General features: G+C 45.4%; 22 protein-coding genes. 5 read left to right on the top strand and 17 right to left on the bottom strand.

Annotation, left to right across the window (positions count from 1 at the left end; translation table 11 throughout):
* Positions 1–11 precede the first annotated feature (11 nt).
* Positions 12–473, top strand: coding sequence for a chemotaxis protein CheX (locus FLM53_RS09405; protein WP_017059940.1), 462 nt, complete (start codon positions 12–14; stop codon positions 471–473).
* Between the two features lie 140 nt (positions 474–613).
* On the opposite strand, the gene pgi is transcribed toward FLM53_RS09405, so the two are convergent.
* Positions 614–2,266, bottom strand: a complete 1,653-nt coding sequence (gene pgi / locus FLM53_RS09400; RefSeq protein ID WP_176680801.1) for a glucose-6-phosphate isomerase — start codon at positions 2,264–2,266, stop codon at positions 614–616.
* A gap of 326 nt (positions 2,267–2,592) precedes the next feature.
* Here pgi and FLM53_RS09395 point away from each other — a divergent pair, with 326 nt between their 5' ends.
* The gene (locus FLM53_RS09395) at positions 2,593–3,012 is read left to right on the top strand and encodes a secondary thiamine-phosphate synthase enzyme YjbQ (RefSeq protein WP_176680800.1); all 420 of its coding nucleotides are present in this window, start codon (positions 2,593–2,595) and stop codon (positions 3,010–3,012) included.
* Between the two features lie 117 nt (positions 3,013–3,129).
* Here FLM53_RS09395 and FLM53_RS09390 read toward each other — a convergent pair whose 3' ends face one another.
* The 3 genes from FLM53_RS09390 to FLM53_RS09380 are packed head-to-tail and all read right to left on the bottom strand — an operon-like array spanning position 3,130 to position 6,842.
* Positions 3,130–4,335: a BamA/TamA family outer membrane protein gene (locus FLM53_RS09390; protein ID WP_176680799.1), complete on the bottom strand. Its 1,206-nt coding sequence runs from the start codon at positions 4,333–4,335 to the stop codon at positions 3,130–3,132.
* A 23-nt stretch (positions 4,336–4,358) separates the two neighbouring features.
* Positions 4,359–5,444, bottom strand: a complete 1,086-nt coding sequence (gene alr / locus FLM53_RS09385) for an alanine racemase (RefSeq protein WP_176680798.1) — start codon at positions 5,442–5,444, stop codon at positions 4,359–4,361.
* A gap of 6 nt (positions 5,445–5,450) precedes the next feature.
* Entirely contained in the window at positions 5,451–6,842 is a 1,392-nt protein-coding gene (locus FLM53_RS09380; protein ID WP_016767560.1) for a replicative DNA helicase, read from the bottom strand.
* 175 nt (positions 6,843–7,017) lie between these two features.
* Between FLM53_RS09380 and FLM53_RS09375 the strand changes: the two genes are divergently transcribed.
* On the top strand, positions 7,018–7,902 hold the full coding sequence (locus FLM53_RS09375; protein ID WP_176680797.1) for a DUF481 domain-containing protein: 885 nt from the start codon (positions 7,018–7,020) through the stop codon (positions 7,900–7,902).
* Positions 7,903–8,103: 201 nt separating this feature from the next.
* Here FLM53_RS09375 and rplI read toward each other — a convergent pair whose 3' ends face one another.
* From rplI to rnr, 5 genes are all read right to left on the bottom strand, one after another.
* The gene (gene rplI / locus FLM53_RS09370; protein WP_017632695.1) at positions 8,104–8,556 is read right to left on the bottom strand and encodes a 50S ribosomal protein L9; all 453 of its coding nucleotides are present in this window, start codon (positions 8,554–8,556) and stop codon (positions 8,104–8,106) included.
* A gap of 38 nt (positions 8,557–8,594) precedes the next feature.
* Entirely contained in the window at positions 8,595–8,822 is a 228-nt protein-coding gene (rpsR, locus tag FLM53_RS09365; protein ID WP_000090472.1) for a 30S ribosomal protein S18, read from the bottom strand.
* A 112-nt stretch (positions 8,823–8,934) separates the two neighbouring features.
* Positions 8,935–9,324: a 30S ribosomal protein S6 gene (gene rpsF / locus FLM53_RS09360; RefSeq protein WP_004741278.1), complete on the bottom strand. Its 390-nt coding sequence runs from the start codon at positions 9,322–9,324 to the stop codon at positions 8,935–8,937.
* 554 nt (positions 9,325–9,878) lie between these two features.
* Positions 9,879–10,619 carry a 23S rRNA (guanosine(2251)-2'-O)-methyltransferase RlmB gene (rlmB, locus tag FLM53_RS09355; RefSeq protein ID WP_017632696.1) on the bottom strand — a complete coding sequence of 247 codons (741 nt, stop codon included), beginning with the start codon at positions 10,617–10,619 and terminating at the stop codon, positions 9,879–9,881.
* 176 nt (positions 10,620–10,795) lie between these two features.
* Entirely contained in the window at positions 10,796–13,297 is a 2,502-nt protein-coding gene (gene rnr / locus FLM53_RS09350) for a ribonuclease R (protein ID WP_176680796.1), read from the bottom strand.
* A 248-nt stretch (positions 13,298–13,545) separates the two neighbouring features.
* Between rnr and FLM53_RS09345 the strand changes: the two genes are divergently transcribed.
* A complete protein-coding gene (locus FLM53_RS09345; protein WP_176680795.1) occupies positions 13,546–14,955 on the top strand; it encodes an amidohydrolase in 1,410 nt (469 codons plus the stop codon).
* A 145-nt stretch (positions 14,956–15,100) separates the two neighbouring features.
* On the opposite strand, the gene FLM53_RS09340 is transcribed toward FLM53_RS09345, so the two are convergent.
* Positions 15,101–15,736 carry a tetratricopeptide repeat protein gene (locus tag FLM53_RS09340; RefSeq protein ID WP_017632699.1) on the bottom strand — a complete coding sequence of 212 codons (636 nt, stop codon included), beginning with the start codon at positions 15,734–15,736 and terminating at the stop codon, positions 15,101–15,103.
* A 298-nt stretch (positions 15,737–16,034) separates the two neighbouring features.
* A complete protein-coding gene (locus FLM53_RS09335; RefSeq protein ID WP_010434108.1) occupies positions 16,035–17,351 on the bottom strand; it encodes an adenylosuccinate synthase in 1,317 nt (438 codons plus the stop codon).
* Between the two features lie 172 nt (positions 17,352–17,523).
* On the opposite strand from FLM53_RS09335, the gene FLM53_RS09330 reads away from it, so the two are divergent.
* Positions 17,524–17,712 (top strand): DUF2065 domain-containing protein, encoded by a 189-nt coding sequence (locus FLM53_RS09330; RefSeq protein ID WP_026084436.1) that lies wholly within the window; start codon positions 17,524–17,526, stop codon positions 17,710–17,712.
* A gap of 162 nt (positions 17,713–17,874) precedes the next feature.
* Here the strand turns inward: FLM53_RS09330 and hflC are convergent, their stop codons facing one another.
* From hflC to mutL, 6 genes are all read right to left on the bottom strand, one after another.
* Entirely contained in the window at positions 17,875–18,852 is a 978-nt protein-coding gene (gene hflC / locus FLM53_RS09325) for a protease modulator HflC (protein ID WP_017632701.1), read from the bottom strand.
* A 2-nt stretch (positions 18,853–18,854) separates the two neighbouring features.
* A complete protein-coding gene (gene hflK / locus FLM53_RS09320; RefSeq protein WP_176680794.1) occupies positions 18,855–20,051 on the bottom strand; it encodes an FtsH protease activity modulator HflK in 1,197 nt (398 codons plus the stop codon).
* A 27-nt stretch (positions 20,052–20,078) separates the two neighbouring features.
* Complete coding sequence (hflX, locus tag FLM53_RS09315) at positions 20,079–21,386, bottom strand: ribosome rescue GTPase HflX (RefSeq protein WP_017059928.1); 1,308 nt, start codon at positions 21,384–21,386, stop codon at positions 20,079–20,081.
* 44 nt (positions 21,387–21,430) lie between these two features.
* Positions 21,431–21,694, bottom strand: coding sequence for an RNA chaperone Hfq (gene hfq, locus FLM53_RS09310; RefSeq protein WP_017059927.1), 264 nt, complete (start codon positions 21,692–21,694; stop codon positions 21,431–21,433).
* Positions 21,695–21,887: 193 nt separating this feature from the next.
* The gene (gene miaA / locus FLM53_RS09305) at positions 21,888–22,820 is read right to left on the bottom strand and encodes a tRNA (adenosine(37)-N6)-dimethylallyltransferase MiaA (protein ID WP_176680793.1); all 933 of its coding nucleotides are present in this window, start codon (positions 22,818–22,820) and stop codon (positions 21,888–21,890) included.
* A 143-nt stretch (positions 22,821–22,963) separates the two neighbouring features.
* Positions 22,964–25,123, bottom strand: a complete 2,160-nt coding sequence (gene mutL / locus FLM53_RS09300) for a DNA mismatch repair endonuclease MutL (RefSeq protein ID WP_176680792.1) — start codon at positions 25,121–25,123, stop codon at positions 22,964–22,966.
* Positions 25,124–25,217 lie beyond the last annotated feature (94 nt).

The following is a 25,217-nucleotide window of genomic DNA, read 5'->3' as shown; positions in this document are numbered from 1 at the left end:
AGAAGAACATTATGCGCGCTGAATTTGTAAACCCGTTTTTAGCTTCTTTGATGAACGTATTAAAAACGATGGCTTCTCTAGAATTGAAGCCACAAAAACCAAGAGTGAAGAAAGATGAAATCGCTCGTGGTGATGTATCTGGCCTGATCGGTATGGTGGGTACACAGTCTCGTGGTTCGATGTCGATCACCTTCGATGAAGGTCTCGCTCTCGAAATCATGGAAAACATGCTAGGTGAACGACCAAACGGCCTCAACGAAGAAGTGACCGATATGGTGGGTGAAATCACTAACATGGTAACAGGTGGTGCAAAACGTATTCTTGCAGAAAGCGGCTTTGACTTCGACATGGCAACGCCAATCGTGGTTTCAGGTAAAGGCCATACGATTCGTCACAAGTGTGATGGAGCGATCATCATCATGCCTTTCTCATCTCAATGGGGTAATGCCTTCATCGAGATCTGCTTCGAATAGAAGTAGCTACAACAAAATATTTAGAAGGCTGGCGTCGATACGTCAGCCTTTTTATTACCTGCGATTTAACCATTGCTTACTCTACTGATACAAAAACGCCAACCCTAAGGTTGGCGTTTCTTTCTAAGCTATCAACTCAATTAAGCTTTAAGTGCTTTAAATGCGTTGATTAGACCGTTCGTTGAGCTGTCGTGAGACGTTACTTGTGCGTCGTCAGCAAGCTCTGGAAGAATTTGATTTGCTAGTTGCTTACCAAGTTCTACACCCCATTGATCGAAGCTGAAGATGTTCCAGATAACGCCTTGAACAAAGATCTTGTGCTCGTACATCGCGATTAGGTTACCTAAAGAGCGAGGGTTGATTTGCTTAACAAGAATTGAGTTCGTTGGGCGGTTCCCTTCAAATACTTTGAAAGGTACTAGTTCAGCCACTTCTTCAGCCGTTTTGCCAGCTGCTAGGAATTCAGCTTCTACTGTCTCTTTTGTCTTACCGAAAGCAAGTGCTTCAGTTTGAGCAAAGAAGTTAGACATCAGCTTCTGATGGTGATCAGATGCAGGGTTGTGGCTGATAGCAGGCGCAATGAAGTCTGATGGGATCAGCTTAGTGCCTTGGTGAATCAGTTGGTAGAAAGCGTGCTGGCCGTTTGTACCTGGTTCACCCCAGATGATAGGACCTGTTTGGTACTCTACTGGGTTGCCTTCACGGTCTACAAACTTACCGTTCGATTCCATGTTACCTTGTTGGAAGTACGCAGCGAAACGGTGCATGTATTGGTCGTAAGGTAAGATAGCTTCTGACTCAGCGCCGTGGAAGTTGTTGTACCAAATACCGATAAGCGCAAGGATTACTGGAATGTTGCTTTCAAACTCAGTTGAAGCAAAGTGGTTATCCATCTCGTGAGCACCTTCTAGTAGCTCGACGAAGTTATCGAAGCCTACAGAAAGAGAAATAGAAAGACCGATCGCAGACCATAGTGAGTAACGACCACCAACCCAGTCCCAGAATTCGAACATGTTGTCAGTATCAATACCAAACTCAGCTACTGCTGTTGCGTTTGTTGATAGTGCTGCGAAGTGTTTAGCAACGTGTGCGTTGTCACCCGCTTCAGCCAAGAACCAATCACGTGCAGAGTGCGCGTTCGTCATTGTTTCTTGAGTAGTGAAAGTTTTAGATGCAACTAGGAATAGCGTTGTTTCTGGGTTTAGAGGCTTAAGCGTCTCAACGATGTGAGTACCATCTACGTTAGAAACGAAGTGCATGTTTAGGCGAGTTTTGTATGGTGTTAGCGCTTCAGTCACCATATATGGACCAAGGTCCGAACCGCCGATACCGATGTTGACTACATCAGTGATCTCTTTACCTGTGTAACCCTTCCACTCACCAGAAACGACGCGGTGCGTGAACAGTTCCATTTTTGCTAGTACAGCGTTAACAGCAGGCATTACATCTTTGCCATCAACCATTACTGGGTTGTCGCTACGGTTACGTAGAGCTGTGTGAAGTACTGAACGGCCTTCAGTCTTGTTGATTGCATCACCGCCAAACATCGCTTCAATTGCAGACTTAACTTCAGTCTCGTTTGCAAGAGCAAATAGGTGCTGCATAGTCTCAGCGTCGATTAGGTTCTTAGAGTAATCCACTAAGATGTCTGAACCGAAACGAGTAGAAAAGCTCTCGAAACGCTTTGCATCTTGAGCAAATAGCTCTTTCATATCCATATCTTGAGCAGACTCAAAATGTGCAGTTAGAGCTTTCCACGCTTGTGTTTGCGTTGGGTTGATATTTTTCAACATGGTATCTATCCCGATGTTACTGTAGGTTTTATTCTAAACGTCACCTGGGTGATGAATAGAACCCCCGATTAGGCGAAAGTTTATATTTTTCTGTGATGACCAAACCGCATCACCACTGAAAGATTCTTTGTAATTTTTTTTCACGACGTATTATGCCGTATATGAAGAGCTGCACCTTGAGATAAATCAGGATTCGAATTCCTGACAGAAAGATCGGAGCAGACTCTAGCTCTAACATAATTAAATGTGAGCGAGACCTGATAAATTCAAGTTCAAAAGATAGCGTTAAACCACTTTTTTTCCAAATACATTATAAAGGATGGCGTATGTGGATTCAGAAGACTATACACCTAAATGCACGAAAGCGTGGATTCCATCTCATTACTGATGAAATTGAACAACAGATACACGATATCAATTCTCTATCTGTTGGTTTATTACATCTCTTTATTCAGCATACCTCTGCCAGCCTAACGCTGAATGAGAACGCCGATCCGACTGTCCGTAGCGATATGGAATCGCACTTCAATAAATTTGTCCCAGAGCGAGCTCCTTACTACAGACACACCTATGAGGGCGATGATGATATGCCTGCTCACATTAAAGCATCGACACTTGGCAACAGTGTGACAATCCCGATCACCAACGGTCGTTTAGCTTTGGGAACATGGCAGGGTATTTACTTAGGTGAACATCGAGATTGTGGTGGAAGCCGAACAATAATTGCTACAATTCAAGGTGAGTAGACGGCTTTAAAACTAGATTTTCTTAATAAAAACAATGCCTTGTTAATAAAAAAGAGTGGTGTACTTCCACTACCACTCTTGTAAATATAGTATTTGGCCTACTGTAGGCCGAAAGGTTTAGAAGGGCTGGTTTATCATAACCCTAAAGGTTCCTTCATCGCCGCCTCGCGCTAATTCCGCACGAACAACAATGCCTTCCACTTGGAAACGAACCGCGCCGCCAAGGCTCCATTTCATATCCGTGTGCAGTGTTTTGATATCGTACTCATCCGCAACACGCCCTACTTCGGCAAACGCCACCCATTGCCACCAAGGCAAATCGTAGTAGTTAATCAGTGGGATATCTCCCAGTGGCTGCCAATCTGGAAGTACACGGTATTCTGCAGAGTAATGCACCGCCGAGCGCCCGTGGTAGCGACCTCCGGTGTAGCCGCGTAAGCGATACAAGCCACCCAATCGAGCTTGCTCCGTTTCCGGTGGACGAGCACAATCTTGACCTGAACAGTTATCCCACGTTGGTGTATCAGCCGTATAGAAATCAAATGCCACGACTTGTTGGTCGAATAAGTCCCCTAACGGACCTAAAGCAAAATACTGACTATTCTGGAACGTCCACTTCAACCACAAGTCATCATCAGACCAACTATCGGCACCCGTAGTAAACTCAAGGTTGGTATGAGAACCTTTAGTTGGGTTACGTGTGCTATCACGGTTATCCCAATCAAACGCTAAACTAAAGCCTGTTGCTTCTTCACTATTATTTAAACCTTCTAGCTCACGAGCGGTATAAAAAGGCGTGAAGATAATCGAGCTGACACCCGACTCAACGGGAGAAGCAAAACTCACATCTTTGATTGGCTGAAAAGCGCCAAGCAAACCATGCTCTGCTACATTGCCCCAAGGCAGCAAATACTTAAACTCAAACTGATAGTTCTGCTCTAAGCCATCGGCAATGGTTTTATCATCGATAGATGAATCGTTATCGCCTTGAGAGCCAATGTAATACGGATTGTCGTTGAAGCGCGCTTGATACATCTGAGTGCTGAACAACACGTTCTCAGACAAGGCATAGTTAAACGCAGAGAGAAAACCAACATAGCTGTCTTTGTCAGAATAAAGCGCCATACCAAACAGAGCAGCTTGAGGTTGCCAAACACCCTTTGCGACCCCCGCAACACCAAAGGTATTGCCCATCGTTTCAGTACTGAAATAGAAAGGGACAAAAGCGGTATCTTTTTCTTCACTTAAGGCTGAAGAAGAAAAGCTAACACCGAGTAATGCCATTGCTGACGTTAACCAGTGTCGAGTCGTTCGCTTGAACATAATTTACCTTACAAGACCCATAGCTACTTCACATACTCCATCGCAACACGAGAAGTCAGCTTAGTGACCAACTCATAAGCGATAGTGCCAATATGTTCTGCCACTTCTTCTGAAGGTAAATCTTTACCCCATAGCGTCGCTTCATCGCCCACTTGATCGATCGCATCAGGGCCTAAGTCGACCGTTAACATATCCATCGATACTCGGCCTGCAATTGGCACCTTTCTACCGTTGACGAACACTGGCGTGCCGTTAGGTGCAGTACGAGGGTAACCATCACCATAACCAATTGCGATTACACCAACCTTGGTATCACGCTCGCTGGTCCAATTACCGCCATAACCCACACTTTCGCCAGCTTTCAAATCACGAACCGCAATCAGGTGAGAGGTCAGAGTCATCACAGGCAAGAAACCAAGCTCTTGAGCCGACTTATCAACAAAAGGTGATACGCCGTACGAAATGATCCCAGGACGAACCCAATCTAAATGACTATCTGGCCAAGCAAGTAAACCTGCAGAGTTCGCAAGAGAACGCTCACCCTCACAGCCTTCTGTCAGAGATAGGAATAATTCAGTCTGTTGCTCTGTGGTTGCTTTGTCTAACTCATCAGCACAGCCAAAATGGCTCATGTAACGCAAAGGCTTAGCCACGTTAGGACATTGATGCAGGCGCTCAACGAAATCTTGATATTGTTCAGAACGAACACCTAAGCGATGCATGCCGCTATCAACTTTCAGCCACACCACAACGGGTGATTCTAGAACTGAATTTTCTAGAGCGCTCAGTTGCTCTTCACAATGCACCACGGTTTGGATGTTATTGGTCACCAATATTGGTAAATCGCCTGAAGAGTAAAAACCTTCTAGCAATAAAACCGGCTGAACAATACCACCAGCACGCAGTTGTAAGGCTTCTTCAATACGAGCTACACCAAACGCATCTGAGTTCTTTGAGTGCTTAGCAATATGCAGTAAGCCGTGTCCGTAGCCATTCGCTTTCACAACCGACATGACTTTACATTGCGGAGCCTTCGACTTGATTTGGCGAAGGTTATGTTCCAACGCACTAAGATCAATGCTTGCTGTCGCTGCTTTCATATACGTCATTAACGATTACTCATCATCAAATGCAGGACCTGCATAGTTATCAAATCGGGAATGTTGACCTTGGAATGTCAGACGAACCGAACCGATAGGACCGTTACGCTGTTTACCAAGGATGATCTCAGCAATGCCCTTCAGTGAGCTATCTGGGTTATAAACCTCATCACGATAGATAAACATGATCAAATCGGCATCTTGCTCGATCGAACCTGATTCACGCAAATCCGAGTTTACTGGGCGCTTATCAGCACGTTGCTCTAGGGAACGGTTAAGCTGAGAAAGTGCGACAACCGGAACGTTCAGTTCTTTCGCCAACGCTTTCAATGAGCGAGAGATTTCGGCGATTTCAAGAGTACGGTTATCTGATAATGAAGGTACACGCATTAATTGAAGGTAATCTATCATGATCATAGAGATACCATCGTGTTCACGAGCAATACGTCGAGCACGAGAACGAACTTCTGTTGGCGTTAGACCCGAGCTATCATCGATATACATATTCTTCTTATCCATCAGAATACCCATACTCGACGAGATACGAGCCCAATCTTCATCGTCCAATTGACCAGTACGAATCTTGGTTTGGTCTACGCGAGAAAGTGACGCAAGCATACGCATCATCAGCTGTTCAGCTGGCATCTCCAGCGAGAAGATTAATACGGGCTTATCTTGCTTCATCGCCGCGTTTTCACATAAGTTCATCGCGAAGGTCGTTTTACCCATCGATGGACGAGCAGCGACAATGATTAAGTCAGAACCTTGCAGGCCAGCCGTCTTTTTATTGAGGTCGTTGAAACCCGTATCGACACCTGTCACACCATCTTGTGGCGTTTTGTATAGGATTTCGATACGTTCTAGCGTCTTCTCTAGAATGCTATCAACGTTTTGCGGACCTTCGTTTTCACTTGCACGGCCTTCAGCAATCGCGAAGACTTTACTTTCCGCAAGATCAACCAGCTCTTCCGATGTACGACCTTGTGGGTCATAACCAGAATCCGCAATCTCATTCGCGACACCAATTAGGCTACGAACAAGTGCACGCTGTGCCACGATATCTGCATAAGCATTGATATTTGCTGCACTTGGTGTGTTTTTAGCTAAGTCAGCTAGGTAAGCAAAGCCACCCACTTCTTCAAGTTGCTCGCGTAGCTCTAAGTGTTCAGAGAGTGTAATAAGATCCAGAGGAGAGCTCTCTTCAAGGATATCTTTTACCGCTTCAAAGATCAGACGGTGAGGACGACTATAAAAGTCTTTGGCCACAACCTTTTCGGCAACCGTATCCCAGCGTTCGTTATCCAATAACAAACCGCCAATCACAGATTGCTCAGCTTCTAATGAATGTGGCGGGACCTTGATGGCGTCCACCTGATCGTTGGCTGATTTCTGACTTTTGGTATCCACTATGACTACACTCAATAACTAATAATGATCGTTCATTATACCCAAGAACACTCATTTGTAATCCGATCCTATGAGTTTGTTTTATTCTTCAGGAAGAATTTACTTATTGCTGACGGAATTAACCAAGGGTAGCATTACGATCCTTCCATTCATTCACTGTATAACTGAGGTATGCGTGTCCAAATTATTGGCTCTGAGCACTGGTCTTCTAAGCACTGGTCTCCTGAGCACTCCGATGGCCTTCGCTGATGATGCTAAAGGCTCTGTTGATGCAATCCTCGACTCTATAGTAGTACCAGAACCTACTACTGAGCCGATCGTCGTTGCACCGACACCTGAAGAAAAAGATATGGATATCGCACCAAGTGATACGAGTGACACAGAACTGCCAAGCCCACTCAAAACTGAAGTCGAATTTGGATATCAGTCGCATACTGGTAATTCTGATTCACGTTCGTTGAATGCACGCCTAAACGGTGAGTATACGGCTGGCCGTCACAGAACCAGTGGCGAATGGAAATACTACAACCTCTACAAAGACGGTGAAGAAGATAAAAGGCAATCGACTTACTCAGCTCAGAGTGACTACAAGTTAAGCCCTAAAACCTATCTTTACGGCAGCTTTAAAGGTGTCGACTCTCGATACAGCGCCTACTTTAAGGACTACACAGTATCTAGTGGTTTGGGTTACCAGTTTTCGAATACCGAAGAGTTTGTGTTGGAAGTCGAAGTAGGTCCGGGTTTTCGTTACCAAGAACCTAATCTCGATGAATTAGACGATGATGACATCATCTTCCCCGAGATTGTTGAAGAAGCGATTTTTCGTGGCAACGTGAATACGTCTTGGCAGGTGTTGAAGAATTTGCAGCTGAAAGCCGATGTGACGCTGGTGTCTGGTCACAGTAACTTGAAGTTCGATACCGAGTTAGAAGCGATCAACGATATTACTGACAATATCGCACTTAAAATCGCTCACTCTCGCCAATACCACGATAAGGTACCTGAAGGGTTAAGCAAAGAAGACTCTGTACTATCGATTAACCTGCTCTTCCAATTCTAATGTTAAAACTAATTCTTATCTTCAGAGCAATTCCATTCTTAACGGTACTGTCTGTTCAGCAATAAGAGCTTATGGATCACCGTAAGCTTTTTGCTTACTTTAACCTTCCCTTATTTTTCCTATATTCCAGACATAAAAAAACACCAGCCGAAGCTGGTGTTTAAAACTTTCATAAAGAAAGAATTCGTCTTGGTACTGAAATTACTCAGCTGCAACGATAGCGATTTTCGCAGTAGCAAAAACTTCAGAGTGAAGTTGGATGCTTACTTCGAATTCGCCGATGTTACGTAGAGCGCCTTCAGGTAGGCGTACTTCGCTCTTAGCTACTGCAACACCTGCCGCTGTAATAGCGTCAGCGATGTCACGAGTACCGATAGAACCGAATAGTTTACCTTCGTCACCAGCTTTAGAAGCGATTGAAACGCCTTCTAGAGTGTTAACGCTCTCTGCACGAGCTTCAGCAGCAGCTAGTTGCTCAGCAACTTTAGCTTCTAGTTCAGCACGACGAGTTTCGAACATAGCAACGTTGTCTTTAGTTGCCATAACTGCTTTACCCTGTGGGATAAGGAAGTTACGAGCGTAACCAGATTTAACGTTTACTTGGTCGCCAAGGCCACCTAGGTTACCGATCTTATCAAGTAGAATAACTTGCATTATCTTAGTCCTCTTAAACTATTATTAACTATTACCGATTACTGATGCTTGTCAGTGTACGGTAGTAGAGCTAGGTAACGAGAACGCTTGATAGCGCGAGCTAGTTGACGCTGGTACTTAGCGCTTGTACCAGTGATACGGCTAGGTACGATTTTACCAGCTTCAGTGATGTAGTTTTTAAGAGTTGCTACGTCTTTGTAGTCAATCTCTTGTACGCCTTCTGCAGTGAAACGGCAGAATTTACGACGACGGAAGAAACGAGCCATGGGCTATCTCCTGATCTTAAATTTAGTAAAGCGGTCTTTCACAATTATCGAAATAACTATCAACGACCTAAAACAAGTTGAGAATTTTTTAAGGCATTAAGCCAAAAAAGAATTACTCAGCAGCTGCTTCTGGTTTAGCTTCTGTACGCTCTTCACGACGAGGAGCACGCTCTGCACGCTCTTCTTTTTGCTTAAGCATAATAGATTGCTCAGTCACAGCGCCTTTAGTGCGCATGATCATGTTACGTAGAACTGCATCGTTGAAACGGAAAGCAGTTTCTAGCTCGTCAATCACTTCTTGACCAGCTTCAACGTTCATAAGAACGTAGTGAGCTTTGTGAAGCTTGTTGATTGGGTAAGCCATTTGACGACGACCCCAGTCTTCTAGACGGTGGATAGTACCGCCAGCTTCAGTGATAGAACCAGTGTAACGCTCGATCATGCCAGCAACTTGCTCGCTTTGATCAGGGTGAACCATGAATACGATTTCGTAATGACGCATTTGGTTGCTCCTTACGGATTATTAGCTTCCACGAGTGGCCCGGTCGTCCAGAGGAAGCAAGGAACTAAAGATAAATGACCGAGTTTTAAGGACGGCAAATATTATAGAAAGAACCCTGTATTGGCAAGCGGTATTTGGCGAATAATGAAACAGTTTTTCTTTCGCCATTTAGGGGCTGTTAATCTTTCGAGCTGGCTTTTGCAGCTCTTTGTGGGAAATTTATACAAGACAGAGGCTTTGACGTGTAGCTAGCCTACATAAAAAGCCGATAACGCAGTAGAAATGAACCACAAAGGCTGCCCGAAGGGTTCGGCTAAAATCGTTTTATGCTTTGTTGAAGAATATTTGCTTAGAATGACTAGGCTATATACTCTTCGCCGCGCCTAAAACGATTTTATCTCGAACAAAATTCAACCACGAAAGAGCAACAGCCCCTTGCCATCTGACAAACCAATCACTTCTTTCATAACAGCCTAAAAAGAAACGCCCACCAGCAAGTGGTGAGCGCTAATAAATTCAGATACTTAAGTCGCTATACTGTGTTCCGTCGAAGGTTATTGAGCTAGGCGCTGACGTACCGCTTCAAACAAACAAATACCAGACGCCACAGACACGTTCAGGCTTGATACGCTACCAGCCATCGGGATCTTGATCAGGTCATCACAGGTTTCACGCGTTAGACGACGCATACCGTCACCTTCTGCGCCCATCACAACCGCAAGTGGGCCTGTTAGTTTTGCTTGGTAGATGTCATGCGTTGCTTCACCTGCCGTGCCCACAAACCATACGCCTTGTTCTTGCAGTGCACGCATTGTGCGAGCCAGGTTAGTTACACGTACTAGAGGAACTGTTTCAGCTGCACCGCACGCTACTTTGCTAACTGTTGCCGTTAACGGCGAAGAACGGTCTTTCGGTACGATAACTGCCGCCACACCCGCCGCATCCGCGTTACGCAGACAAGCACCTAGGTTGTGAGGGTCTGTTACGCCATCTAGAACTAACAATAGCGGTTGTTCGTGCTGCGCTAAAATGTCGTCTAGGTGAGTTTCATTAAGCTGCTTAGCAGGCTTCACCTTAGCGATAATACCTTGGTGATTCGCACCTTGTGCTTTTTCATCAAGCGGCTTACGGCCCATCTGTTGGATCGACACACCGAACTGTTGCAGTTGATTTAGTAATGGAAGAAGACGCTCGTCTTGGCGACCTTTCAGTACATACGCTTCGATAAAACGTGCTGGATCTTTTTCTAGTACGGCTTTCACCGCGTGAATACCGTAAATAAATTCGTTACTCATTGTCTCAAATTACTCTTATTGCTCAGAGAAGAATGACATCAAACCGACGTATTCATCTCTGTATTGTTTATTTCGAGAGCATGCATCTTCCGCCTGATACCCTCGCATTTAGATACGCTCATATTAACTGAGTGAGGCGCTATAGCTAATTAGCACAGCGCCTTAATGACCTTGTCTTAAGACTTATCAGCCTTTGGCTTACGGGTTGCAGCACGCTTTTTCTTAGCACGCGCTTTAGCAGCACCAGTTTTGTTCGATGACTTTTTCTTCTTAGCTGGGCCTTCGCTGCTTCCATCTGGTCGCTTAGTTGGCTCGACTAAAGGCTTCGCTGAAACGCCCGGCTTATTGCTCTTCACCGCAGAGCGCTTCTTGCTTTTCGCTTTTTTCATCGCTTCTGCTGCACGCTTCTTGGCTGTTTTGCCTTTACCACGCGGCTGACGATCGGTGTCTTCTAAGTCAAAGTCGATTTGGCGAGTTTCTAAGTTAACTGCAGAAACCTTCACTTTAACCGAATCACCCAAGCGGTAGATGTTACCTGAGCTTTCACCAACCAGACGCTGACCAACAGCATCAAATTGGTAGTAATCGTTCGCAAGCGCAGAGATGTGTACCAAACCATCAATGTGCAGTTCCGTTAGACGTACAAAGAAACCGAAGCCAGTCACGTTGGCAATCACGCCATCCATCACTTCACCGACATGGTCTTGCATGTATTCACATTTCAGCCAGTCGTTCACTTCACGCGTTGCATCATCAGCACGACGCTCAGTCATAGAACACTGCTCGCCGTAGAAGTCCATATCATCGAAAGTGTAGTGGTAACCACCCGTTGGCGTCCAACGTTCACTGTTACGACCACCTTCTTTCGCAATTAGGTACTTAATCGCACGGTGCAATAGCAAGTCAGGGTAACGACGAATCGGCGAGGTAAAGTGAGCATAGCGCTTAAGAGCTAAACCAAAGTGACCTGCGTTATCGGCGTTGTAGACCGCTTGCTTCATTGAACGCAATAGCATGGTTTGGATTAACTCACGATCTTCACGCTCGTTAATCTGTTGCATCAGTTGTGCGTAGTCTACCGGAGATGGCGACAGACCACCTTCCAGTGTTAAACCTAATTCACTTAAGAAGCTCTTGAAGCCCATTAAGCGTTCTTCACCTGGAGTTTCGTGAACACGGTACAGAGCCGGCTCTTTCGCTTTTTCTACGTAAGACGCCGATGCGATGTTCGCAAGAATCATACACTCTTCGATGATCTTGTGTGCATCGTTACGAACAACAGGTTCAATACGGTCAATCTTACGATCCGCATTAAAGATAAACTTGGTTTCTACTGTTTCGAACTCAATCGCACCACGCTCATCACGAGTCTTCTTCAGCACTTTGTACATTTTATGCAACTCTTCTAGATGCGGCACTTCTTGAACGTAACGCTCACGAAGCTCTTCGTTGCCATCTAGGATCGCGCCTACTTTGTTGTAAGTAAGACGAGCATGAGAGTTCATTACCGCTTCGTAGTGCTTGTAGCCCGATAGCTTACCTTTGTCTGAGATAGTCATCTCACACACCATACACAGACGGTCTACTTGCGGGTTCAATGAACACAGGCCATTAGAAAGTACTTCTGGCAGCATAGGCACAACTTGCGATGGGAAATATACCGAGTTACCACGGTTAATCGCTTCTTTGTCTAACGCTGTATCTGGGCGAACGTAGTAACTTACGTCAGCAATCGCCACCCATAGGCGCCAGCCTCCGCCTTTCTTCGCTTCACAGAAAACCGCATCATCGAAATCACGCGCGTCTTCGCCATCAATGGTAACCAGTGGCAGCTTGCGCAGATCAACACGGCCTTCTTTTGCTTCTTCAGGAACATGTTCACCTAGGTTTTCGATTTGCTTATCAACCGCTTCAGGCCACTCTTGTGGGATCTGGTGAGTACGGATCGCGATCTGCGTTTCCATACCCGGCGCCATGTTCTCACCAAGAACTTCAGTCACCTTGCCCATCATGTTACGAGAACGACCGCCACGATCCGTAATTTCAATCACAACCACATTACCCATTCGAGCTCCGCCTTTATGCTCGGTTGGAATTAGGATGTCATGACTGATACGTGAATCATCAGCAACTACGTAAGAATGACCGTACTCAAGGAAAAAACGACCCACTAACGGAGTGGTACGCTCTTCAAGTACGCGAACCAAACGACCTTCACGACGACCACGCTTACTGTTGTCAGTAGGCTGAGCCAATACATAGTCACCATGCATGATGGTTTTCATCTGGTGATGTGGAAGTAAGATATCGTTATCTTTACCCACGCTGCCATCTGGGCGAACCCAGCCATGACCGTCTTTATGACCAATCACATAGCCTTTAATCAGCTCTAACTTTTCAGGTAGTGCGTAGCATTGGCGACGAGTAAAGACCAGTTGTCCATCACGCTCCATAGCACGTAAACGGCGACGCAGCCCTTCGTATTGCTCCTCGCCAGCAAGGCCAAGAGCTTCGAATAGATCGTTGCGGTTCATTGGGATATTCGCTTCTGTTAGAAACGATAGAATGAACTCTCGGCTTGGTACTGGGTTGTCGTAATTTTTCGACTCTCGGTCGGCAAAAGGGTCAACATTGGTTGTAGCTGTCGTGTTTTCTGACATCGGTGTGTTTTTTGACATAGGCGGGCCTGCTTAAGCAAGGAAGGTATATACCCCTAGTATATCTGATGCTAGAGGTAAGCTACAGATATGCTTTAGAAAACCCTCAAATAACCTCAGATTGATACATATCTTCATTTTGTGAAACATCACTTCATAGCTGTGGACTATCATCAGATTTTTAAGCAATCGATAAAACAAACGTTTGCGCCATGAATGAAATACACTATTATCCACGCACTTTACCAACTCCTGTTCTGAGTATTGATATGAAATTAAAACGCACCCTATTGGCTTCAGCTATGGCGAGCCTAGCGCTGTTCCCATTCGCAAGTTCTGCAATGGAAAAAGCTGACCTAATGATTACCGATGCGATGGTTCTCACCATGAACCAAGACAAAACGGTTTATGAGAGCGGTACAGTTGTCGTCAAAGACAACAAAATCATTGCTGTTGGTGATGCTTCATTGGAAAAGCAGTACCAAGCGAAGCAAGTGTTAGACGTTGATGGTGATATCGTGATGCCGGGTCTTATCAATACTCACACTCACGTATCGATGACGGTTTTCCGTTCGCTGGCCGATGATGTGCCAGACCGCCTGCACCGCTACATCTTCCCACTAGAAAAGAAGCTAGTATCGCGCGATATGGTGCGTATTGGTGCCAACCTAGGTAACGTTGAAATGGTAAAAGGCGGCGTGACCACTTATGCCGATATGTACTACTTCGAGGATGAAGTGGCAAAAACCGTCGATAAAATCGGTATGCGTGCCATTCTTGGTGAAACCGTAATTAAGTTCCCAGTTGCCGATGCTGCCAATGCGGAAGAAGGCATCAAATACGCGCTGAACTTCATTGAAGAATACAAAGATCACCCACGTATTACGCCAGCATTTGCGCCGCATGCCCCTTACACCAACACCACAGAGATCCTGCAGAAGATTTCTAAGTTGTCACTAGAGCTTGATGTACCAGTAATGATTCACCTTGCCGAGTCGCACCGTGAAGAAGAGAAAATTGCAGAACGCTCAGATGGTTTATCTCCGGTTCAGTACATGAACAGCATCGGTGCGCTAAACAAGAACCTAGTTGGTGCGCACATGATCCTTGTTGATGACCATGACATCGAACTTGTGAAGAAATCGGATATGGGTGTGGCTCATAACATGAGTGCCAACATCAAATCGGCAAAAGGCGTATCACCAGCACTTAAGATGTATGACGAGAACGTACGTATCGGTTTAGGTACTGACGGACCAATGTCGGGTAACACACTGAGCACGATTGATGAGTTCAACCAAGTAGCTAAGGTTCACAAGCTAGTAAACAAAGATCGTGCAGCGATGCCGCCGATCAAAGTGATCGACATGGCAACCATGGGTGCAGCAAAAGCACTACATATGGAAGATAAGATCGGCTCTCTTGAAACAGGTAAGCTAGCGGACATCATAGTGATCGATACTAAGGCTCCAAACATGGTGCCAGTGTACAACCCATATTCAGCGTTAGTGTATTCCGCAAACTCAGGCAACGTTCGTCACACGATCGTTGATGGCAAGATCATCATGAAAGATCGCGACATGCTAACGGTAGACGAAGACAAGATCCGCCAAGAAGCGCTCGATTTCACTAAAGTCGTTCGTGATACCGTGATTGAGTCAGGTGAAGTGGTTCAATAACACCAATAGTTAATGAACGGCTTTCCGTTGAAATCAAAAAGGCCTCGCAGGTATTCACCAACGAGGCCTTTCTATTTCTAACTACCTTAATATTGATGATTAACGAGTGCAGGAGTTAATCATCAACCTTCAATAGCCTTCTCAATTACCAGAACACATCTCGACGTTTCGCTCGAGCAATAATATTGTCTGGCATTCTTTGTTCTAAGCCACTTCTAAGCACAGTAATACGCTTGTGCTGTCTTTGGTCTGCTGTTACCGAGTTATATAACCAACGGTAAGCATCTTCATAATCCAGCGGGCTACCATAGTCGCGCAACAGCAGTTCAGCTAAGTGAATACTCGCACTTAAGTTGCCCATAGACGCCGCTTCACGTAGATACGGAATCGCGCGCTCTTTGTCTTGTTGCACCAAGGTGCCACGAGAATAATAACGTCCTAACTGTTCAAGTGCCGCTGGTAAGCCTTGATGTGCTGCGTTTTCCATATAGTAAAGACCAAGCTCTACATCTTGTGGAACACACACGCCCCAAGCCAGCATATCACCGTATAAAAACTCATAAGAAGGCAAGCTAATACGCGTTGCACGAGCAACGATATCTTCGACTAACTGGCACTTATCAGCTTTCACTCGCTCTAGGTGTTGATTATTTTCGATTAATTTTATCAGTTCAGCTTCTGTATAGATTGGAACAGGCTCTCCCACATCAGCCAAATTAGCATGACTCAAGGGTGAGCTCAGCGCCATTATCAATGAAGCTGCTACAATTCGTAGCTTCATACCTGCACTCTATTATCTGTCGCTAAAGTTATCTATTGAGGGCGATAGACAATGTCTACACGCACCAAAACAGGGTGAACTTCACTTTCCATGATATCTGTATCGGCAATAACCTTGACGGCTTTAGACAAAACTTGCCGCTAATGGGCAATATTTTGCCAGATGGCGTTCAAAAGATCATCACCTAACGTTTCGACACTAAATTGCAGGTATTAAAAAGCCGACTTAATAAAGTCGGCTTTTAGAAACGATTTAATTATCAAGCACTTTACGTGCTGTGGTAATCACTCAACAGGCATTATGCGCCGTATGGGTGAACCTTGATGATAGTTTCGTTACGATCTGGACCAGTTGATACGATATCAATTGGAACGCCAGTTAGGTCTTCGATACGCTTGATGTAATCTAGAGCAGCTTGTGGAAGCGCGTCGATAGATTTAGCACCAAATGTGTTTTCAGACCAACCAGGCATTGTTTCGTAGATTGGCGTCGCTTCTTCGAATGACTCAGCAGCCATTGGAGAAACTTCTAGGATAGAACCGTCTTTCATCTTGTAACCAGTACAGATTTTCAGTTCTTCTAGGCCATCTAGAACGTCTAGTTTAGTTAGACACATACCAGATAGAGAGTTGATTTGGATTGCACGACGCATAGCAACAGCATCGAACCAACCAGTACGACGTAGACGACCAGTTGTTGCGCCAAACTCGTGACCAACATCGCCTAGGTGCTTACCAACTGGGTCTTGCTTCTCAAGGCCATCGTATAGCTCAGTTGGGAATGGACCTGAACCAACACGAGTACAGTAAGCCTTAGTAATACCAAGGATGTAACCGATGTGACGAGGACCGAAACCAGAACCTGCAGCAACACCACCAGCAGTAGTGTTAGAAGACGTTACGTATGGGTAAGTACCGTGGTCGATATCTAGTAGCGTACCTTGAGCACCTTCGAACATGATCTTGTCGCCGCGCTTACGTGCTGCGTCTAGTTCGTCAGTTACGTCGATAACCATCGCAGTTAACATGTCTGCGTAGCTCATCGCTTGCTCAAGAACTTCTTCGTAACTTACTGTTTCAGCTTTGTAGAAGTGCTCTAGTTGGAAGTTGTGGAATTCCATAACTTCTTTTAGCTTCTCAGCGAATGCTTCTTTATCGAAAAGGTCGCCAACGCGTAGACCGCGACGAGCAACTTTATCTTCGTAAGCTGGACCGATACCACGACCCGTTGTACCGATAGCTTTAGCGCCACGAGCGATTTCACGCGCGTTGTCGATAGCAATGTGGTACGGAAGAATTAGAGGACAAGCTTCAGAGATGAAAAGACGTTCACGTACTGGAATACCGCGATCTTCAAGAGGCTTCATTTCTTTAAGAAGTGCGTCAGGCGATAATACTACACCGTTACCAATAACACATTTAACGTTATTACGTAGGATGCCTGATGGAATTAAGTGAAGAACGGTTTTTTCACCGTCAATTACAAGTGTGTGACCTGCATTGTGACCGCCTTGGTAGCGAACCACGTATTTTGCATCTTCAGTTAAAAGGTCAACGATTTTACCTTTACCTTCATCACCCCATTGGGTGCCTAGAACGACTACGTTATTTCCCATCTTTCCAATTTCTGTTGCTAATTAAAAATGGATTCTAGCACTGAATCACACTTCTTGCAGTCACTTTTTGTTCATAAACGTTAACGCTGTACAAAAATAAACCAGCGATATTCGAACGAAGATGTGTAAAGATACTGATATCATTGTGTTTTTACAGACAAAAGGCAGAAGCATGTCTCAATCAATTTGGCTCGCTATTGGGCTTGTTCTTATCGTCGAAGGGCTTGGTCCCTTAATTGCGCCCAATGGTTGGAGAAACATGGTCGCTCAACTCAGTGAACAGCCAGACACTCAGCTGCGCCGTATCGGAGGCTGCCTTGTTGTTGCAGGAGTGGTTATCGCGTTCATGACTTACCGTTAGGCTATCTCAAAGCACAACGCTGTTGAGCGGCTTCCCTGAGATTCCAAAACAGTGAATGTTCAGCTGCCAGAAAACAAAAAGGCTCCCATGGTGGGAGCCTTTTTAACTTTAGTGTATTTCGCTACTTGAACTAAGCGTTCGCTTTTCAACTAACGAATCAGCTTATTTTGCTTGAACACCGCTTGCTTGATTCATGTATTGGAAGAAGTCTGTCTTCGGATCCAGTACTAGAATGTCGCTCTTATCGCTAAATGATGTCTCATAAGCTTGCAGTGAACGCATGAAGCCAAAGAACTCAGGGTCCTTGTTGTACGCGTCAGAGTAGATCTTCGCAGCTTCTGCATCAGCATCACCACGAGTCACTCGAGCAGTACGGTCAGCTTCCGCAAGAACAGTCGCTACTTCTAGCTCAGCTTGAGCACGGATAACTTCTGCTTTCTCACGACCTTGAGAACGGTGTCTACGAGCAACCGATTCACGTTCTGCACGCATACGGCGGTAGATAGATTCACTGATTTCGTCAGGAAGGTTAATCTTCTTCATTCGGAAATCAACAACTTCAACACCTAAATCAGCCATCGCACTTTCTGACGTTCCAGATAGAACGTTTTCCATGATCTTATCGCGTTCGCCATCAACTTCTAAAGCTTCTGCAGCCGCTACCGTTGTAACAACTTCGCTATCAGCAGAGTCTGGCAGGATGTCTTTATTACGAGGGCCTGATACGATCTGCTTAATTTCACGAGAACCGATTTCAGAACGAAGAACATCTGTCACTTTACGCTCAAGAAGTGCTTCTGCCGTCATGATATTGCCGCCGCCAGTACTCAGATAAAAACGTCCAAAATCAGCAATACGCCATTTTGCGTAAGTATCAATTAGAACGTCTTTTTTCTCTGATGTTACGAAACGGTCAGAACGACCATCCATCGTTTGAATACGAGCATCAAGTACTTTTACGCGATCAAACATTGGCAGTTTAAAGTGCAGGCCTGGTTCATAGATTCGTGATACGCCGTTGTCATCGAGAACTCGACCAAAACGAATTACCATGCCACGCTCGCCTTCTTGAATCACAAACAGTGACATCAATAGAAGAGCAATCGTCACAACTAATACAGGGATCATTAATTTACGCATTATTAGTATCTCCCTTGGCGTGAACTGTCTGAACGAGTTTGAGTGCTAGACTTTGGATCCGCTTGAGTTTCTAACTCAATTTGATCGTAAGTTGATGGTGCTTTTGCAGGGCGAGTGCCCGACTGAGAACCACCTTGAGCGCCTAGCTTATCAATTGGTAGGTATAGCAAGTTACCGCTTGATTCAGAATCAATCAGGACTTTAGATGTGCTTGAGTACACTTTTTCCATTGTATCTAGATACATACGGTTACGTGTTACTTCAGGAGCTGCTTGGTATTCAGGTAGCAGTTTCTCGAACTGAGCTACTTGACCTAGAGCACCATTAACTGTGCGCTCTGAGTAACCCACCGCTTCTTTCTTCAAACGCTCAGCACGACCTGTTGCTTTGGGAAGAATGTCATTTCGGTATGCTTCAGCTTCACGTTCGAAACGCTCTTCATCCTCACGAGCCGCGATTGCATCATCGAATGCATCTTTAACTTGCTCAGGTGGACGTGCTGACTGGAAGTTCACGTCAACAATAAGAATACCCATATCGTAGCTATCGATAATACGGTTTAGCGTTTCTTGAGTGCTTTGACGAATCTGTTGACGACCACTTGTCAGGATACTATCCATCAGTGAGTCACCAATTACTGCACGAAGCGCAGAATCTGTCGCTTGGCGTAAGCTATCGTCCGCATTCGTTACACGATACAAGTACTTGTATGGGTCAGAAACACGGTATTGAACACCCATTTCAACGGTCACAACGTTTTCGTCTTTAGTCAGCATGGTGCCTGACGCACGTAGAGAACGAATCGCTTGAACGTTTACTAGCTGCTCATCACTGATTTCATCGATGAAGCGTGGGTGCCAGTTAAGACCAGGTTCTTCGATACGGTCGAACTGACCCAGTCGAAGTACTACTGCTCTTTCTGCTTCGCCAACGGTGTAGAAACCCGCGAAGAACCAGATAGCAATCGCGATAACGGCAATGACACCAAAGCCAATTGCGCCGCCACCACCGATAGATGGTCCGTTGCCACCCTTTTTACCAAACTTGCCACCTAACTTTTGACTTAGTTTGCTAAAAACTTCGTCTAGATCTGGCGGTCCTTGATCTCGGCCGCCGCGATTATTTTTATTACCCCAAGGGTCATTATCGCGGCCGTTATTATCGCCGTTGTTGTTATTTCCAGGCTCATTCCACGCCATTAGAAAGCTCCATCATTTGATATGACGTTATACTGTAGCAGTCTCTTTGGTAACGATAAAGTCACCTAAGAGCGCCCCTTCTCTTTTTTCAAGTTTAGACCAATCTATTTGTTGCATTCGGATATCTATCAACAAGTTACCATTTTCATCATACTCTTCCTGTTGAATACATTTCATCTCGAAGAATAAGCTGCGAATACGACCCTGATGTTGATGTGGAATACACAACCGGAATTGAACCATCTGGCTAGCTAAACGCTCAGTTAAAGCTTCGAACAGCAGTTCAATACCTTCTCCTTCCATTGCAGAAACCCAAACAGCGCGAGGTGCGCCCTCTTCGTCTCTTTCAATTCGAGGTTTTTGGTCTTCCATGCAGTCAATCTTATTCATGACTACAAGGGTTGGCACTTCATGAGCATCGATTTCTTCTAATACTTCATGAACCGCCTGAATGTTCTCACGAAAGCGGTCGTCACTGGCATCAACAACATGTAACAAAATGTCAGCTTCCTGCGTCTCTTGTAACGTAGCCTTGAACGCAGCGACCAAGTCGTGTGGTAGATGACGGATAAAACCTACGGTATCTGCGAGAATTGCAGGCCCGACATCTGCCAAATCAATCTTACGTAGTGTTGGGTCTAAGGTTGCAAACAGTTGGTCTGCAGCATAAACACCTGCACTAGTGATTCGATTGAAAAGTGTTGATTTCCCTGCGTTGGTATAACCAACCAAAGAAATTGTTGGGATTTCAGCTCGATTACGAGCACGTCGTCCTTGTTCACGCTGTTTAGCCACTTTCGCTAAACGACGTAATATTGCCTTTATACGGTCACGCAACAAACGTCGATCGGTTTCCAGTTGAGTTTCACCTGGACCACGAAGACCAATACCACCTTTCTGCCTTTCAAGGTGAGTCCAACCACGAATCAGTCGAGTAGAGATATGACGAAGCTGAGCGAGCTCAACTTGTAGCTTACCTTCATGAGTTCGTGCACGTTGTGCAAAGATATCTAAGATCAAACCCGTGCGATCAATCACACGACATTTACACAATTGCTCGAGGTTTCGCTCTTGGGCAGGAGAGAGGGAGTGGTTAAAAATCACAATTTCAGCACCAGTTAGCTGAACAGCTTGTGCGATTTCTAGGGCTTTACCTTCTCCAACGTAGTATTTAGGGAGTGGGGATTGTCGACTACCAGTAATAACTTGTAGCGTTTCTACCCCCGCTGAGGAGACCAGCATTTCACATTCGCTCAGGTCTTCCCATTCTCCCTCTTGCGTGAAGTTGATATGAACAAGTACGGCTCGCTCGCCGGATTCATAACGGTCAAACAAGCAACCAACTCCTTATTACAGCGCAAGCTGTATCAATTGAACGATTAATCTTCAGTCTTCTCTGGACGATCAGATGGCGTGCGTTGCTCGCCGCTGTGGTGACTTACTGCACGTGCAGGTACCACAGTAGAAATCGCATGCTTGTAAACCATTTGGTTTACAGTGTTCTTCAATAAGATCACGAATTGATCGAAAGACTCGATCTGACCTTGCAGCTTAATGCCGTTAACAAGATAGATAGAGACTGGAATGCGCTCACGACGGAGTGCATTTAGGAATGGGTCTTGTAGCGATTGCCCCTTAGCCATTTTATTTTCCTTATTTGTATTTTGTTGTAATTATTTAGCTAGTGGTGCACAAAAAGGTGCGGCCTTTGCATCTGAGCTAAATGAATAAAAAAACTCCGTTGTTATTGAAAGGCTGTGATTTTTTAAAAGCCTCAATAACGGATCCTTTCCAGAGTATATTCACGCAAAAGCGATCACATTATACACAGCAATACTAATCAGATGCTATTGCATCTGAAAGAGTTTCTAACGCTTGTTCAATGTTTTCGCTATCTAACCAAGTTAAATCATCCCAGCTGCGCAACCAGGTGATCTGTCGCTTGGCCAACTGACGGGTTGCACAGACACCACGGAAAACCGCTTCGTCTAAATCACAATTACCGTCTAAATAATCCCACATCTGCCTATAACCAACGCATCGGATCGATGGTAGCTCAGGGTGAAGATCTTCTCTGGCGTACAACGCCTTCATTTCCTCTTCAAAACCCGCTTCTATCATCTTCTCGAAACGCAGTTCAATGCGGCGATGGAGTTCAGTCCTTTCCTTGGGAGCTATAGCAAATTGTTTTACACGAAATGGCAGGCTATCGCCTTTCGTTTGAGTTAGCTCAGTTAATGTTTTACCCGAAATTCGATAAACTTCCAATGCCCTTGAAAGCCTTTGTGGATCATTTGGGTGTATTCTTTCAGCGGATACGGGATCTATCTCTCTTAATTGATCATGCAGAGCCTGCCAACCTTGCTCGATAGATTCCGCTTCAATCTGCTTACGAATCTCTTGATCCGCTGCGGGTAATGGCGATAAACCTTCCAACAATGCCTTGTAGTAAAGCATGGTTCCGCCAACAAGCAGCGGAATTTTGCCTTCCGCTACAATTGCATTCATTTCATTGATCGCATCACGACGAAAATCTGCCGCAGAGTACGCTTCGCTTGGATCCAGGATATCAATCAAGCGATGAGGCGCGAGCGCAAGCTCTTCCGCATCCGGTTTAGCGGTGCCGATATCCATGTCTTTGTAGATCAATGCCGAGTCGACACTGATGATCTCTACTGGGTATTTCTGACGTAAGCGGATAGCTAAATCTGTTTTTCCTGATGCCGTTGGGCCCATTAAAAACAACGCTAAAGGTAATTTTTCAGTCATGATATTTAGTATTTGTTTCTCTGTTATAGCGCTTTTTAGCAAAGGGCTTTATATCGCGATACATTCCGCTAAAAAGGGGTGTCATCGCCAAAAGTTAAATCATAAACAGCCGAAGCCGTAAATAAGCTTAATGTACTCGTAAATTAAGCCATAAATGCCGCAATAGTCGCTGAAAAGTCGATAGGATTAACAAACTCTGGATCATCTAATGGAAGTAGACCATGCCAAAGTTGTTCAAGTTCCCCAACTAATTGAACCGCTTCAGATAAAGTGTAGTCGCTTTTTACTTGTGCGGTTTGAATCCCGATCCAGTTAACCAAGGATGGCAACAGGTCGTTAGACTGCTTCATTACACTCTGGGTATTTATTGAAGCCGCGTACGATAACAGATCTGGGATCAGAATTTGTAAGTTTTGCTGCCTCAAAGGAGACGGTACACCCATCACCATCACAGCTTCACTGTTTCGAGCTTTAAGCTCAATACCCAGCAATGCCAATGTTGGACTCAGCGCTTTCGCAACCTCAACCAACTCGCTACCAAGCTTGATAGATAACGGAACCAATAACGGTTGGCTTTTTAACCCGCCATCTCGAGTATCAAGCTGACCAACAACACGCAATAATTCAGCCTTGGCTAAAGAAACCAAGACACAGCCATTCTTATTGCCCATCACGAGATATTGACGATCAACAATCGAAACCGCTTTCCCTAAATCCGTCACTGGTGCTCTTGGCTTCAAGCTAACTGTTTTTTGTGGAACCATCTCTGCTTCTGCAGGCGTTGTTTGCACCACCTGTTCTTGAGGAGAGGTGAATTCCACAGTGTGCTCATCAAAGTCTGGCGTTTTTAAAAGCTCTTTATAGGCCTTAACTTCGCGCTTTGAAGGTGCTGGCTCAGCATGATGTTGGTGTGGTTCTTTTTCTTTCTTCGGTGCAGATCGAGACTCTATCCACTCTTGGCGAGGCGATCCTGTAAAACTACTTTCACTGGCAGACGAGCTTCGGCCAGCTGATGAACTTGGACTGCTTGATGAAGCATAGTGTCGCCCACCATCATTAACGCTGTGTTGAGGCTTATCATGAGCCTGCTCAGATTCGGCTTTTCTTGGGTAGGCTGGTGTTTGCTCAATGGCGTGTCGCTCCCTATCTGAGACCGATGCATAATCCGAGTTAGTCGGTGTTCTGTTTGCTGGCTCAGAGAACCCCGCGGTATTACCAATATCAGACATCGAACCATCTTGTTGATAATTCGGCGCTTCTGATTGGTGGAAAGCAGACTGATTGATAGGTGCAGCATCGATCTGCTTGCTCTGTGCTAAGCCATCACTCAATGCTTGGTAAATAAAGTCATGCACAAGGCGCGCTTGATGGAAACGCACTTCATGTTTAGCAGGGTGAACATTCACATCGACTTGATGTGGGTCCAACTCAATAAACAACACATACGTTGCGAATTGGTCTGGACGCAGACTGGTCTCGTAGCTTTGACGAATCGCGTGATTGATCAGTTTGTCACGCATCATACGGCCATTCACATAGCAGTATTGCAGATCACTTTGCTGTCTTGCCCCTTCAGGCGTAGTGATCCAGCCATGAAGTTTTAACCCTTGATGTTCAAGTTCAATCTTAAGCATGTGACGAACAAACGCATTACCACACACTGCAGCGATACGTTTCTCAGCCTGAACATCCGTTTTTGCCGCACGATACTGACGAATCATCTTGCCGTTATGACGAAGGTTGATCGTCACATCAAAACGGCTCAGTGCGATGCGTTTCAACAGCTCATCAATATGCGTGAATTCGGTTTTCTCGGTACGCAAGAACTTGCGACGAGCAGGCGTGTTGAAGAACAAGTCCAACACCTCAACAGAGGTGCCAATGGGATGCGCCGCAGGCTGCAGTTTCACCTGCATATCTCGGCCTTCACTGTGTGCAGCCCACGCTTGATCTTGAGTCGCAGGGCGTGAAGTCATAGTTAAGCGCGCAACAGAGCTGATACTCGCCAGCGCTTCACCACGGAAGCCAAGGCTGACAATTGCCTCTAGGTCATCAAGAGTGTGGATTTTGGAGGTAGCATGACGACTCAGTGCCAAGGCAAGCTCATCTTTAACGATGCCTTTACCGTTGTCACGAACGCGGATCATCTTGGCGCCACCTTTCTCGATATCAATATCGATACGTGTCGCACCAGAATCCAAACTGTTCTCAACCAGCTCTTTTACAACAGAGGCTGGCCTTTCTACCACTTCACCCGCTGCGATTTGGTTCGCTAAGCGAGCTGGCAGTATTTTGATCGTCATATTAATTGCTACCTTACTGCCATTGATGAAAACGCTTATACGTTTATGTTCGCACTTCTAAGTTAGTATTCTCGCGCTTGAAGTCACTGAGTTG

Source organism: Vibrio sp. Scap24 (assembly GCF_013394185.1).
GTDB classification, from domain to species: domain Bacteria; phylum Pseudomonadota; class Gammaproteobacteria; order Enterobacterales; family Vibrionaceae; genus Vibrio; species Vibrio pomeroyi.
This window is presented reverse-complemented; position numbering and strand designations above follow the sequence as displayed.

Excerpts from the sequence above, each read along its gene's own strand:
- rlmB (WP_017632696.1), bottom strand. The coding sequence starts at position 10,619 with ATGAGTAACGAATTTATTTACGGTATTCACGCGGTGAAAGCCGTACTA.
- FLM53_RS09405 (WP_017059940.1), top strand. The coding sequence starts at position 12 with ATGCGCGCTGAATTTGTAAACCCGTTTTTAGCTTCTTTGATGAACGTA.
- FLM53_RS09340 (WP_017632699.1), bottom strand. The coding sequence starts at position 15,736 with ATGAAGCTACGAATTGTAGCAGCTTCATTGATAATGGCGCTGAGCTCA.
- FLM53_RS09395 (WP_176680800.1), top strand. The coding sequence starts at position 2,593 with ATGTGGATTCAGAAGACTATACACCTAAATGCACGAAAGCGTGGATTC.
- rnr (WP_176680796.1), bottom strand. The coding sequence starts at position 13,297 with ATGTCAAAAAACACACCGATGTCAGAAAACACGACAGCTACAACCAAT.
- miaA (WP_176680793.1), bottom strand. The coding sequence starts at position 22,820 with ATGACTGAAAAATTACCTTTAGCGTTGTTTTTAATGGGCCCAACGGCA.
- rplI (WP_017632695.1), bottom strand. The coding sequence starts at position 8,556 with ATGCAAGTTATTCTACTTGATAAGATCGGTAACCTAGGTGGCCTTGGC.
- mutL (WP_176680792.1), bottom strand. The coding sequence starts at position 25,123 with ATGACGATCAAAATACTGCCAGCTCGCTTAGCGAACCAAATCGCAGCG.
- rpsR (WP_000090472.1), bottom strand. The coding sequence starts at position 8,822 with ATGGCTCGTTTCTTCCGTCGTCGTAAATTCTGCCGTTTCACTGCAGAA.
- FLM53_RS09330 (WP_026084436.1), top strand. The coding sequence starts at position 17,524 with ATGTCTCAATCAATTTGGCTCGCTATTGGGCTTGTTCTTATCGTCGAA.
- FLM53_RS09345 (WP_176680795.1), top strand. The coding sequence starts at position 13,546 with ATGAAATTAAAACGCACCCTATTGGCTTCAGCTATGGCGAGCCTAGCG.
- pgi (WP_176680801.1), bottom strand. The coding sequence starts at position 2,266 with ATGTTGAAAAATATCAACCCAACGCAAACACAAGCGTGGAAAGCTCTA.
- alr (WP_176680798.1), bottom strand. The coding sequence starts at position 5,444 with ATGACGTATATGAAAGCAGCGACAGCAAGCATTGATCTTAGTGCGTTG.
- hfq (WP_017059927.1), bottom strand. The coding sequence starts at position 21,694 with ATGGCTAAGGGGCAATCGCTACAAGACCCATTCCTAAATGCACTCCGT.
- hflK (WP_176680794.1), bottom strand. The coding sequence starts at position 20,051 with ATGGCGTGGAATGAGCCTGGAAATAACAACAACGGCGATAATAACGGC.
- rpsF (WP_004741278.1), bottom strand. The coding sequence starts at position 9,324 with ATGCGTCATTACGAAATCGTATTCATGGTTCACCCTGATCAAAGCGAG.
- FLM53_RS09335 (WP_010434108.1), bottom strand. The coding sequence starts at position 17,351 with ATGGGAAATAACGTAGTCGTTCTAGGCACCCAATGGGGTGATGAAGGT.
- FLM53_RS09390 (WP_176680799.1), bottom strand. The coding sequence starts at position 4,335 with ATGTTCAAGCGAACGACTCGACACTGGTTAACGTCAGCAATGGCATTA.
- hflC (WP_017632701.1), bottom strand. The coding sequence starts at position 18,852 with ATGCGTAAATTAATGATCCCTGTATTAGTTGTGACGATTGCTCTTCTA.